Genomic DNA, 13,002 nt, shown 5'->3' on the forward strand with positions numbered 1-13,002 from the left:
CGCAAATGGAGGTGCAGTGGCAATCTTTACAGACCCCATCAGGGAACACGCTGATTTCGGGCCTGGAGATGCCGAATGGCTGCACCTCCTCGTCGGCGACTGGCAGATGGTCGCTGACTTGGCCTTCGCGGACCTCGCTTTATGGTTCCCGCATCCGGAGTTCGGCTACATTGCCCTCGCCCACGTCCGTCCGTCGACATCGCATACGGTGTTCCACGCGGACTTCGTGGGGGAGGGCATCCGCTCGGATCTGCGCCCGCTCGTGGAAAAGGCCTGGAACAGCCGATCCATCGAGCGCTCCAGTGAAACGAGCTGGAGCAGTGAGATGGCTCTCCGGGTCGAGGCTGTACCCATGGTGCGCAACGGCAGGACACTTGCCGTTGTCACCTCTCATATGGACTTGTCCAGCTCCCGGATGCCGTCCAGGCTGGAACTGACGTACCGCCAGTGCGCCTATGACCTCTTGCGGATGGGAACGTTGGGTTTGTGGCCCGACTTTGCCTCGCCGACGGGCTCTCGTCGGGGCGCGCCTCGAGTCGGTGACGGACTCATCAGGCTCGACGCCGAGGGCATCGTGCAGTATGCAAGCCCCAACGGCGTGTCAGCCTTCCGTCGGCTCGGCGAGGTTGAGTCTCTGGAGGGGCGTTCGCTGGCGGAGGTGACGGCCGGCCTTTTGAAGGACCGGCGGATGGTGGACGAGACACTGCCATTGGTTGTTACCGGGCGAATGCCGTGGCGCAGCGAGATTGAGTCCAGGGGCGTCAGTCTTTCGCTCCGGGCCATTCCTTTGCGCGATGAGCAGCATCGCTTCGGCGCCCTCGTTCTATGCCGCGATGTCTCCGAGCTGCGGCGCAGGGAGATGGAACTCGTAACCAAGGACGCCACCATCCGGGAGATTCATCACCGGGTCAAGAACAATCTGCAGACTGTGGCAGCACTTCTCCGCATGCAATCACGACGAATGGTCAGCGACGAAGCCAAGCAGGGGCTGGAGCAAGCGATGCGGCGAGTGGCCACCATCGCACTGGTTCATGAGACCCTCTCCCAAGGGCTGACACAAAGTGTTGATTTTGACGAACTTATTGGGAGGCAATTCAGGTTGTCTGCGGAAGTGGCCTCGCCGTCCCAACAAGTGCGTACGGAACGTTCAGGCCTGTTCGGCGAGTTGCCCAGCGACTTTGCGACGCCATTGGCGTTGGTCATCAACGAACTCGTCACCAACGCCGTCGAGCATGGACTCGAGGGAAGGACGGGAACGGTGTGGTTGCTCGCAGACCGGGCCGATGGCGATGGCAACGACGAATTCCTGACCGTGACAATTGCGGACGACGGCGTTGGCCTGCCGGATGGCCAGTACACCGAGGGCCTGGGATTGCAGATTGTCCGGACACTTGTGACCAGCGAGCTTGGCGGATCCATTCAGTGGAGCCCGCGCGAAGGCGGCGGAACCGCCGTCGAGATCGTCCTCAACCTCGCAAGGGCGTAGCCCGGGTTACTCCGCCTGAATCTCGATTGAACCGCATTAAATGAGGAAAGGCCGCGGACCCATGGGTCCGCGGCCTTGTTGTCCTTGGGCTAGGAAGCGCGGCGTGCGCGTGCAGCGCGACGCTTGAGGGCCCGTCGTTCGTCTTCACTCATGCCGCCCCATACGCCGGCATCTTGTCCGGACTCCAATGCCCATTGAAGGCAGGTGTCTACGACGGGGCAGCGGCGGCAGACGCTCTTGGCTTCCTCGATTTGCAGAAGTGCTGGTCCCGTATTGCCTACTGGGAAGAAGAGCTCCGGGTCCTTTTCGAGGCAGGCTGCGCGATTACGCCAATCCATGCTGATCAGTCACTCCATTCGTGAGAACTAGAAGGGCCTTTTGTGAAAACATTCACGAGAGGCTCCAAAGGAAAGGGGCCCGCATGGGCCCCCTTGGTCGTCTGAGTCAAGCGTTTCATGTTAACGCCTTGTAAACAAGGGGTGTTAGTGGTCGAAATGCTCGGAATCCGTGAGCGATGCATCACATCAGCCGCCAGTGCCCTCACTGCTAGATGACTATGTCCGGTAGTGTGCCAGTGTGTCAAGACCTCCCGTAAACCCTGCCCAACCCGCATCCGGCCCGGACGAAAGCGATGATTCTGATATGTCAACGAACCTCGCGGCAAACAGATCTGCTGCCGGTCACCGCCCTTTGGGAATTGAGATCATCTCCGTGGTTGTTGGGCTTGAAGCCCTCGCTCTCCTCGCGGCCGCTGCATGGTACGCATTCGAACTGCTGAGCGGGGCTCCGGTTCTGACCTTTTGGGGAGCAGTGTTTACTCTTGCGTTGCTGCTGGCCTTCTCCGCATGGCTATTTGCCGTAAGCCACTTCCTGTTCCGCGGCTATAGATGGACGCGTGCGGCAGCGTTAGTAGCCCAACTGTTTGTTCTCACCATTGGCTTTCCCACAATAACCGGCGGCCTGGTCTTGCAGGGATTGGCAATGCTGGTCCCGGCGTTGACTGCGATCGTTTTCCTTTTCCAGAAGGACGTCGTGGCCTATGCCTCGCGTGCCGGAGGCACGACAACGGCACTCTAGACGGCGGCTTGCGACAGACCCCCGGGTCACCTCCCGTCGGGGTCCCGCCCTGGCTCAGTGCGCTTGGGCATCGGGCGGAAAGCTTGTAGTGAGTACGCCTTGAAAGGGCCTCACGTCCGCCCCGGTAACGAGAAAGCCGCGACCTGGGCGACCGGCCCGAACATAGTCCAGACGTACGCCAAGGAGCTCGCCATCATGGGGTGTTGCGGGGGCCAAAACCAAACCCGCGCCGGAAGCCTGCGCCTCCTTTGCAAGCGGCAGTTGATGTAGCAAGCCCGGTCCCGGTGTTGCTGTGAGGATGACGCCACGGACTTTGCCCAGGAGGTCAGCCAAGGCCTGTCGGCCCTGAGGATCCAGCAAATCGGCGTCGTCCACAAGCAGGATGCTGTCGGAAGCAAGGATCCCAGCAGCTGCCTGGGTTGCCACTGAGGCCCAGAAAGCGCTGGCAGAGACCGCATCAGGCGGGTACACCCAAGGAACCAAGGGATTCAGGGCGTGCAGGGATGCCAGAAGTGAGCTCTTTCCGGAGCGAGGACTACCGAGGATGGTGCTGATCCCGTGTTCCCGCAATGGCATGGACACCGGGAGGGCTTCGTCTCCTCCGACGCCGATCCACAGCGGACCGGCCCCCGTGCTTTCCACAGCAGCGGCTCCTGTTCCGTTATCGGCCGGCAGCGCGGAACCTGATGGCAATATTTCTCCCCGGGCCGACGGCACCAAGGCCTGGAAATCCTCTCTGTGAAGACGCTCAGGAAGTGGCCTTACCACAAACGGCGGTTCGGATGGTGCGAAGTCACCGTACGGCCAGCGTCCGTTTTCCGGAGCCACTCGGAATTGGGCCACCGTTGCATGTTCCCTGACCATGTTTCCCATGACCACTGCACGTCCGGACAGGGATTCCACCTCGGGGAGGCGTGGCCAGTGGAGCCGCGATTCATCGCTGGAACCCGAAGGAAAATACGCGCGATTCTGTATCGCACCATAGAACCGTGAGCTGACGAGTTCCCGTTCCCCTGAAATCAATACAGTGACGCCTGCAGAATAACCATCCCTGACGATGTCCTGCAGAAGTCCTTCTGCATACCCGAAGGGCCCACTCCGAAGCGCGGTGGCCCATGAGCACCACCCCGCCACGATTAAGACCAGAGGCGAGTTTGCCCTTCCCAAGTCGCCGGCCCCTCGTCGACACTCCATTTCCGCGGCGAGGCGCTTTAGTACGCGCACTGCCAGGTGCAGTTGGTGCAGGCCCACTGCGGCACCGATTCGACTCCCCTCGGAGAGAAAGCCGAGCGTGCCTGTTGCGTCCAGGATATAGAGGTGCGGTTGGGGATCCTGGGTTGCGAGCATCGCGGACACAGCCCTGAAACAGTCCCGCATGCCACTTGAATCGCTGCCGATCATTGCGAGATTGCCGTCTTCCGAAGGCGACCACAGCAGCGGTTCCACAACTTGTTGTGTCGGCATGTCGAGCATCGCCAAGGGCCCTACCGCCCAACGCCCTTCCTTGCCGGGCACGGACCCGTCCCTTGCAGGCAGTTGATCATGCCAAAGGATCGCCGGGGGCAGTGGCGCCGCTACTGGCCGTCTGGGCAGCGTTTTGCTGAGCCGCTGCCATGCCTCCTGGGCTGCTGCAACGACCCACTCGGCGCCAGCATCGGAGAGGGAATCCTCAATGGTGGACTTAGCCAGTACACCGGAAGCAGGCTGCAAAGCCTGCGAAGCGGATTGGACTGCCGGCGACGAACCGTCACTCAAAGCGCCAGGCCCCGTCGTGGCGGAGGAAACAGAGAGGGACGCTGTTTGAAATTCTTCGGGGGTGCACGAAGCTTTGGCGAGATAAGCCCGTCCAGGAGCATCGACGCTTATTGAGGCAGCAGCTTTCGTATTGATGATGTCCATGGACTCGGACTCAGACTGCACGCGCATGGCAATGCTTGAGGTGACGTTCGCCCGGATGTCGGCGGAAAGAGCTCCTTGTGGCCGCTGGGTGGCCATGACCAAATGAATACCCAAGGAACGCCCGATGGTGGCGATGCGCATGAGTTCGCGGAGAGTGTTCGGGGCTTCATCCACAAGCATGCGAAATTCATCAATCACCAAGACCAGATGCGGGATTTTTGGATCACCAGGTACCGTCAATTGCCTATACCCGGCGAGATCCGACACCCTGGCCGCGGCAAACAGCTCTTCGCGGTACCGGATCTCCCCACGAAGGGAAACGAGCGCGCGATCCAAACGGTACTTGCTGAGATCCGTTAGAAGGCCGACGCAGTGGGGGAGGCCTGCTAGTGGCCGCAGGCCTGAGCCGCCCTTGAAATCAAAAAACAAAAATGTTGTGCGATCCGGGGAGTCACTCAGCGCCAGGGAAGCCACAAGGGTCCGGAGAAGTTCGGACTTACCGGAGCCAGTAGTGCCAGCGACCAGCAGGTGCGGACCATCTAGTTTGAAGTCGAAGGTCAACTGCCCGCTATGGCCCCTTCCCAAGACGGCGGAGAGGCCGTCTTGCGTTGCCGTCTCGGCCCAGCGCCGCAGAACCCTGCGCTGACCGTGCGGTAGCAACTCTGCGAGCGAACAGTGGTCCGGGATGATGTGGCTCATTCCTGGTCCGTCACCGAAAGCTGTTGCCCGTGTTGAACGGCAGAAGCTGTCGAAAACTTCGGCTGGCACAAGATCCGGGGTGAAGCGTCGCCGCTCGTGGTCCATATCCATATAGCCGATTGTCCCGGAAGGAGATAGTTCGATGACGCTCCCGGCACGTGATGACTGGTCTGAGCACCTGATGACCCGGCACTCGGCGGTTTGAGCTGCTAGCAGGAGGGCGGACAAGCTGTCTTCATCGTCGTTTGGATTGTCGATCACGACGAGCACGCCCTTCCGTTTGCCCTGTGCGTGCTGCAGGGCAGCGAGGGCGGAGGCCAAGGTGCTTGTGAGCGTAACGCGGGGAAGGAACCTGGCGCTTAGTGGCAGTCTGTCTGGCCGGCCCAGAATAATCACCGGCGTTGCTGACGAGCCGGAAAAAGTGGCCAGCTGCATCAATACGAACCGAACGAGCGCGTCCGTATGATCCGGATGGCCATACAGTGTCACCAAGGAATGCTTAGGATCCAAGGTGAATGCGGCATTTCCGATAGGCGGGGGCCGGAAGTGCGGATCCTCGGGAACGAAGCACATGTTCGCCGCCGCCGGTGCGGTGCCAAGGCGAAGCCACACATCGTAGTCCTGAGCGCCGATCACTGCCGAAGCTGCTGCAACTGCCATGGGTGCGGCACCGACTGCGGCTGAATCGGTCGCCGGATATTCCCCCGCTGTGGCGATGTGAACAGCCATAAGTATCTCTGCTGCTGATGGCGAGCACCGCCGGCGCCGTTCTATGTCTTCCCGCACCGCGCGCGCCACGGCCAGCTTGCCTTCCCGACGGCCCTTTCGCCCGGTGAACAGCGGGACGAGGAGGCTGATAGCTGAGATAGCCGTAAATCCCAGATACATCCAAAGTCCTGTGGCAACAGCTAATCCGATACCGGCGATCAAGGGCACACCGGCCGCCAATGCGAGTGCTAGACGGTTCCCGCGACGATCGGCTTGGGCTACTTCGAGTGGATCGTCAACCGAGCGACCAGCGTCCAGGGAAACTACAGGATTGGAACCGCTGTCCGTGACCACGGTGAAGGTGGAGTTCCCACATCTCAGCACCGATGAGGATGTGACGTATTTTCGACGGACAGGCTGATTGTCCACGTAAACCCGGTTCGCGCCGTCAACGGCCGTCAACATCAGGGCAGTGCTGGAGACCTCCAGGATGGCCTGTTCCCTGGACATCCCGGGATCCGGCAACGAAATGTCGGCCGAACCCCTGCCGATTTGGTAGCAGCCCCTTTGCAGCCGGAAGACAGCGCCTGCTCCTGGTCCTGAGTGGGTAAGAAGCATCAGGGGTAAGGACACCTTTTTCGAGGCTCGGCGTGCCGGGGCAGTGTCCACAATGACGGCGCCAGCCACAAGCGGCGGCAATCCCACCGTAAGAGTGGACAAGAGCCGTCCACCAACCGAGAGCACGCCGGTTCCACGCTCTTTGGTGAGAAGGTGCTGGACTGAGGCGCCTGGCGTCCCCTCCGGGACGGCGATGCTGAGTTCCTCGGGACCCGCTGCTTTTGCGGCGCCTGGGGCGCGGACCAACGTGCACTCCAAAGCCATTGGATCTTCCTCCGCATTTTTGTCTGACACTGATTGTCGGGCTGACAAGAATCACGCTACGGTCTTGCGAATTGCAACGCAGTATCAGTCGTGGCGTATGTGGACAACTCTTGTCAGCGCTCAAGGGGGCCCCGCCTTGACACCGGAGCATGGTGTCTCAGCTAAGATGAATCTCGTTGTCGCGTGTGCTCAATGAGGAAGGACCTTCACCGGTGATAGTGGTTGCGGAGAGCGCCGATGTTTCAGACAAGGCGATTATTGGTGATGGATCAAAGATTTGGCATCTGGCCCAAGTCCGCGAGCAGGCCGAGTTGGGTGTCAATTGCATCGTAGGACGCGGGGCCTATATAGGCACCGGAGTCAAGATGGGGGACAACTGCAAAGTTCAGAACTATGCACTTGTCTACGAGCCTGCGGTACTGGAGGCCGGCGTCTTCATTGGGCCGGCCGTAGTGCTCACGAACGATACTTACCCTCGGGCCGTTAGCCCGGATGGCGGCTTGAAGAGCGCTCATGACTGGGAGCCCGTTGGCGTCACCATTCGTGAAGGTGCATCGATCGGTGCCCGCGCGGTCTGCGTCGCACCCGTGACCATTGGACGGTGGGCAACGGTAGCTGCTGGTGCTGTTGTCGCCAAAGACGTCCCTGATTTTGCCCTGATGGTCGGAGTTCCGGCCAAACGCCATGGCTGGGTCGGTAAAGCTGGTTTCCCGCTGCAGCGCAGCGGTGAGAACTGGTTATGCCCGGAGACCGGCGCCACATATGTTGAACAGAACGAGACCCTTCGAGAGGTAGAGGCATGAGCCCCGAATTCATTCCCCCCGCCAAGCCCATCATCGGTGATGACGAGCGCAAGGCAGTAGAGGCCGTCCTGGCTTCCGGCCAACTCGCACAGGGGTCGGAGGTTGCGTCCTTTGAGCAGGAATTCTCGCAGGTCCTCCTCGATGGCAGGGCGGCAGTAGCAGTCAATTCCGGCACTTCCGGATTGCACCTTGGCCTGTTGGCTGCGGGTATTGGCCCCGGTGACGAAGTCATTGTTCCGTCCTTCACTTTCGCGGCGACGGCCAACTCCGTAGCGTTGACGGGAGCGACTCCTGTTTTCGCTGACGTGGACCTTGACCACTACACGCTTGATCCCGCCTCCGTTGAATCGAAGATCACGGACCGCACGGCCGCGATCATGCCGGTGCACCTCTATGGCCACCCCTTCGACGTGGACGGAATCGGCGCCGTCGCATCCAAGCATGGCGTGAAGGTCTTCGAAGACGCAGCCCAAGCACACGGTGCCGCTGTCAATGGTCGGAAGGTGGGTACATTCGGTGATTTCGCCATGTTTAGCCTGTACCCGACGAAGAACATGACTTCCGGCGAAGGTGGCATGGTGAGCACCGGCCTGGCTGACGTGGAGCGTCGGCTCCGGCTGCTCCGTAACCAAGGCATGGAGCGTCAGTACGAAAATGAACTTGTTGGCTTCAATGCCCGTATGACCAACATCCATGCCGCCATCGGCCGCGTACAGTTGACCAAGATCAATGCCTGGACCAAGACCCGCCAAGAGAACGCGGCCTTCTTTGACGCGAACATCGAAGGTGTCGTCACCCCCAAGGTCTCTGAAGGCTACGAGCACGTTTACCACCAGTACACCATTCGCATTGCTGAGGACCGCGATGGTTTCGCAAAAGCTCTGCGTGAGGAGTACAACGTCGGCTGCGGTGTGTATTACCCCATCCCGAACCACCGATTGGCTCCATTCCAGACTTCTGACGACCTGCCCGTCACCGAAGAAGCTGCCGCCAGCGTATTGTCGCTGCCGGTTCACCCCTCGCTGAGCCAGGACGACCTTGACCGCATCGTGGCCGCGGTCAACGCCATTGCAAAGGCAGGAAGCTAGTGGCTAATCTGCGTGCAGGCCTTATCGGACTGGGGATGATGGGCCGCCACCATGCGCGCGTTATTCGCGAACTTGAAGGTGTAGACCTCGTTGCCGTCGCTGACTCCTTCGGTGACCCCCACAACGTAGCCAGCGGCCTCGAAGTGTGCAGCTCAGTCGAGCAGCTCATTGAGCAAGGTATCGACATGGCCGTAGCCGCAGTACCAACCGTGCTTCATGAGGAAGTGGCATTGCAGCTGGCAGAAGCCGGAGTGCACTGCCTGGTGGAAAAGCCCATTGCGAACGACTCCATTTCGGGGCGCCGGATCGCTGAGGCCTTCGACTCGCGGGGCTTGATCGGAGCGGTAGGCCACATCGAGCGTTTCAATCCTTCCCTGCAGAGCCTCCGCGAACGGCTCGGCAACGGCGACCTCGGAGAGGTATACCAGATCTCGACTCGTCGCCAAGGTCCCTTCCCTTCCCGCATCGCGGACGTCGGAGTCGTCAAGGATCTCGCAACTCACGACATCGACCTCACTGCATGGCTTGCGCAGAGCAACTTCGTGAACGTCGTGGCACACACCACGTCCAGAAGCGGACGCGAGCACGAGGACATGGTCACGGCCATTGGCCACCTCAAGAGCGGCGTAGTCACCAACCACATCGTCAATTGGCTCTCGCCCATGAAGGAGCGCACCACTGTGGTCCTGGGTGAGCGCGGTGCCTACATCGCGGACACTATCTCGGCTGATCTGACGTTCATTGAAAACGGCACTTTCCAGACTGACTGGGACTCGATCGCGGCATTCCGTGGTGTCTCCGAAGGTTCGTCCACCCGCTTTGCCCTGGCCAAGCGTGAACCACTGAAGATGGAACACGAGGCCTTCCGCGACGCTGTACTCGGAAAGTCCATGAACATTGTCACAATGGCGGAGGGGCTTGAGACCCTTCGCGTTGCCGAAGCCGTGCTCGAGTCCGCAGGGACAGGCTCCGTGGTTTCGCTCTAGCTTTGTTCTTTTTGCAGTATGGAGCGGGAGGCTGGCTATGGGCCAAGCCTCCCGTTCGTTTTTTCCGGACAATTGCTGCCCTGCTGCCGTGTGCCGCCGAATCGGGGAACGATCGTAACGTCGGGTAGCCTTGACCAGTAGACGTGGGCATCTCTGTGCCCGCACGCCAATACACAGGAGAGTTTGTGAACGCTGATCTCGTCGTCGTCGGCTCGGGTTTCTTTGGCCTGACCATTGCAGAACGCGCCGCTACCGAGTTGGGGCTGAAGGTCGCGGTGCTTGATCGCCGCCACCATATTGGTGGAAACGCCTACAGCGAGAATGAGGCGCAAACCGGAATCGAGGTGCACCGCTACGGCGCTCACCTCTTCCACACCTCGAATGAACGTGTGTGGGAATACGTGAACCGCTTTACCAAGTTCACGAGTTACCAGCACAAGGTTTACACCAGCCATAAAGGCGAGGTGTACCCCATGCCGATCAATCTCGGTACCATCAACCAGTTCTTCCGTTCGGCCATGAGCCCGACCGAAGCAAAGGCACTCATTGCCGAGCAGGCTGGGGAACTGACTGGTACAGACCCCCAGAACCTTAATGACAAGGGCATCCAGCTTATAGGCCGTCCCCTTTACGAGGCCTTCATTAAGCACTACACCGGTAAGCAGTGGCAGACGGACCCGAAGGACCTGCCGGCTGAGATCATCTCGCGGCTTCCCGTGCGCTACAACTATGACAACCGGTACTTCAACGACACGTATGAAGGTCTCCCGGTGGATGGTTACACCGCTTGGATCGAACGCATGGCGGATCACCCGAACATTGAGGTCGTCTTGAACTCTGACTTCTTCGACGACGGTGAGTATGGTCGGTCTTCCGTCCTTGGCCAGGTACCGGTCATCTATACAGGTCCGGTTGACCGCTACTTCGATTACGCCGAGGGCGACCTCTCGTGGCGAACCATCGATCTCGAAGAAGAAGTCCTGCCTATTGAGGACTTCCAGGGCTGTTCTGTCATGAACTACCCCGACGCCGATGCCGCTTTCACCCGAATCCATGAGTTCCGTCATTTCCATCCTGAGCGGGACTACACCAAGGACGCCACCGTCATCATGCGCGAGTTCTCGCGTTTTGCTGAGAAGGGCGACGAGCCGTATTACCCCGTCAACACTTCTGATGACCGTCAGAAGTTGCTGGCGTACCGCGACCTTGCCAAGGGCGAGAAATCGGTCTTGTTTGGTGGCCGCCTGGGAACCTACAAGTACCTCGACATGCACATGGCCATCGGTTCCGCTTTGTCCATGTTCGACAACAAGATCAAGCCGCACTTCACCGGCGGCGCCAAGCTTGAGAGTGGGGGAGTAGACGCATGACCGCTACTACAAACGAAAGCCAGGACATCGCTATGACGGCCACTTCTGCCGCTGAAATCCCCGCTTCGACCGAAGAGAACCTGCGGATTGTCCAGCGCGTGATTTTCCCGGCAAACCGTGACCTCGACACACTGCCCCTGTATGTGGACCCTGATACCAACAAGGTCCAAAGGAGTGGCAGTAGTGCCGATGTACAGGCCATTGGCATGGCCAGGAAGCTCCACCCGGAAGACATCCTGAACCGCGGCTCCGTCCAGGTCCGCCGCGGTGAACGTCTTTCATTCGGATCGTATTTCAACGCCTTCCCTGCAAGTTACTGGCGCAAGTGGACGATCGCTGAAAAAACCGTGCTTCACATTGAAACCGAGGGCGAGGGGACGGTTATCGTCTACCGGTCCAACGCTCGTGGGGCTTCTCAGCGCGTTGACTCGATCCTGGTCGAGGGCGCTTCCGTCAATGATTTCGAACTGACTTTGGCCCCGTTTGGCGACGGCGGGTGGTACTGGTTCGACCTCATTGCCGGTGGCGATGGCATGACCCTGAAGAGCGCTCACTGGGCTGTCCCTGATGAGGGCCGCGCACAGGGGCGCGTTACGCTCGGCGTAACAACGTTCAACCGTGCCGACTACTGCCTCGAGACCATCAAGTCCATTGATGCAGACGCTGGCCTGCGGGAAATCCTTGCGGAACTCATCATCGTGGACCAGGGCAACAAGAAGGTTGCCGACGAAGCCGGCTTCGACGCTGTTGCGGAGTCCATGGGTGATCAACTTCGGATCATCAACCAAGGCAATCTAGGTGGCTCGGGCGGTTTTGCCCGGAATATGTACGAGATGGTCGTTTCTGACAAGAGCGACTACGTCATGCTGCTGGACGACGACATTGAGCTGGAAACAGAAGGCGTAATGCGCGCAGTGGCGTTCGCCGACCTGTGCCGGAAGCCGACCATTGTCGGCGGCCACATGTTCGATATGTACAACAAGTCCGTCCTGCACGCCTACTCAGAGGTAGTCAACTTCTACCGGTTCCTTTGGGGACCTGTGGAAGGACTGGGTAATCACGACTTCTCCACTGCAGGCTTGCGCTCCACCCCACAGCTTCACCGTCGATGGGATGCAGACTACAACGGCTGGTGGATGTGCCTCATTCCGAAGACCGTCGTGGAGACCATCGGTCTGTCACTGCCTGTGTTTATCAAGTGGGATGACGCCGAGTACTCCCTCCGCGGCCGTGCAGCCGGGTTCCCCACCGTTACTCTTCCCGGGGCGGCAGTCTGGCACGTCTCGTGGGCTGACAAGGACGACTCCGTCGACTGGCAGGCTTACTACCACGAGCGCAACCGACTTATCGCGACCCTCTTGCACTCCCCGTTCCCCAAGGGCGGACGCATTTTGCGCGAGAGCTTGAACACAGACGTCAAGCACCTGGTATCAATGCAGTACTACCCGGAGCAGGCTCGTGTCATGGCTCTCCGTGATGTCCTCGAAGGGCCAGGCAATCTGCACAAGCAGCTGCCGACGATGATGCCGAAACTCCGTGCCATGCGCGACGAGTTCCCGGACTCGCAGGTCAAGACCGATCCTGCAGCTTTCCCGGAGGTCTTCCGTAAGCTTCCCCCCAAGAAGCCCCAGTCGTACAAGCAGCCAGGTGCACTGGGGCTGCTTCCCTGGGCAGTTAAGACTGTCCTCAAGCAGACGCTGGCACCGGTCCGCGACACAGCCAAGGCCAACCCCGAGGCACACGTGGCGCACCAGGACGGCAAGTGGTGGAGCCTGGCGCATCTGGACAGCGCCGTGGTGTCCAATGCGGACGGCACAGGTGCATCATGGCATTTGAGAAACCCCAAGATGGCCCGTCAATTGGTGGTCGAATCGGCCAAGCTTCATGCCCAGCTCTTTTCCAATTGGGAGACCCTCCGGGCTCAATACCGTGAGGCTCTTCCTGAGATCACCTCCATGGAGTCATGGCGGGAAACTTTCGAAGCTTCGGAGCCCAGCAAGTAGC

General features: G+C 60.0%; 9 protein-coding genes. 7 read left to right on the top strand and 2 right to left on the bottom strand.

What is annotated here, in order from left to right; all coding sequences use genetic code 11:
* The first annotated feature begins 16 nt into the window (after positions 1 to 16).
* Entirely contained in the window at positions 17 to 1,486 is a 1,470-nt protein-coding gene (locus tag ACLRGI_RS15690; protein WP_419202542.1) for a sensor histidine kinase, read from the top strand.
* Positions 1,487 to 1,575: 89 nt separating this feature from the next.
* Here the strand turns inward: ACLRGI_RS15690 and ACLRGI_RS15695 are convergent, their stop codons facing one another.
* Positions 1,576 to 1,824, bottom strand: a complete 249-nt coding sequence (locus ACLRGI_RS15695) for a WhiB family transcriptional regulator (protein WP_015937605.1) — start codon at positions 1,822 to 1,824, stop codon at positions 1,576 to 1,578.
* A gap of 238 nt (positions 1,825 to 2,062) precedes the next feature.
* On the opposite strand from ACLRGI_RS15695, the gene ACLRGI_RS15700 reads away from it, so the two are divergent.
* Positions 2,063 to 2,563, top strand: coding sequence for a hypothetical protein (locus tag ACLRGI_RS15700; RefSeq protein WP_419202543.1), 501 nt, complete (start codon positions 2,063 to 2,065; stop codon positions 2,561 to 2,563).
* Between the two features lie 54 nt (positions 2,564 to 2,617).
* Here the strand turns inward: ACLRGI_RS15700 and ACLRGI_RS15705 are convergent, their stop codons facing one another.
* Positions 2,618 to 6,751: a type VII secretion EssC family protein gene (locus ACLRGI_RS15705; protein WP_419202544.1), complete on the bottom strand. Its 4,134-nt coding sequence runs from the start codon at positions 6,749 to 6,751 to the stop codon at positions 2,618 to 2,620.
* 185 nt (positions 6,752 to 6,936) lie between these two features.
* On the opposite strand from ACLRGI_RS15705, the gene ACLRGI_RS15710 reads away from it, so the two are divergent.
* The 5 genes from ACLRGI_RS15710 (at position 6,937) to ACLRGI_RS15730 (ending at position 13,001) form a co-directional block, all read left to right on the top strand.
* Positions 6,937 to 7,554, top strand: coding sequence for an acyltransferase (locus ACLRGI_RS15710; RefSeq protein WP_419202622.1), 618 nt, complete (start codon positions 6,937 to 6,939; stop codon positions 7,552 to 7,554).
* The gene (locus tag ACLRGI_RS15715) at positions 7,551 to 8,642 is read left to right on the top strand and encodes a DegT/DnrJ/EryC1/StrS family aminotransferase (RefSeq protein ID WP_062066211.1); all 1,092 of its coding nucleotides are present in this window, start codon (positions 7,551 to 7,553) and stop codon (positions 8,640 to 8,642) included. The genes ACLRGI_RS15710 and ACLRGI_RS15715 overlap by 4 nt, the downstream gene beginning before the upstream one ends.
* Complete coding sequence (locus tag ACLRGI_RS15720; protein WP_419202545.1) at positions 8,642 to 9,628, top strand: Gfo/Idh/MocA family oxidoreductase; 987 nt, start codon at positions 8,642 to 8,644, stop codon at positions 9,626 to 9,628. Before ACLRGI_RS15715 ends, ACLRGI_RS15720 begins: the two co-directional genes overlap by 1 nt.
* Positions 9,629 to 9,813: 185 nt before the next feature.
* Positions 9,814 to 10,998, top strand: a complete 1,185-nt coding sequence (gene glf, locus ACLRGI_RS15725) for a UDP-galactopyranose mutase (RefSeq protein WP_419202546.1) — start codon at positions 9,814 to 9,816, stop codon at positions 10,996 to 10,998.
* The gene (locus ACLRGI_RS15730; protein ID WP_419202547.1) at positions 10,995 to 13,001 is read left to right on the top strand and encodes a glycosyltransferase; all 2,007 of its coding nucleotides are present in this window, start codon (positions 10,995 to 10,997) and stop codon (positions 12,999 to 13,001) included. Before glf ends, ACLRGI_RS15730 begins: the two co-directional genes overlap by 4 nt.
* Position 13,002 lies beyond the last annotated feature (1 nt).

Origin of the sequence: Paenarthrobacter sp. PPS72 (genome assembly GCF_048537125.1) — a bacterium.
Classification (GTDB): Bacteria; Actinomycetota; Actinomycetes; order Actinomycetales; family Micrococcaceae; genus Arthrobacter; species Arthrobacter nitroguajacolicus_E.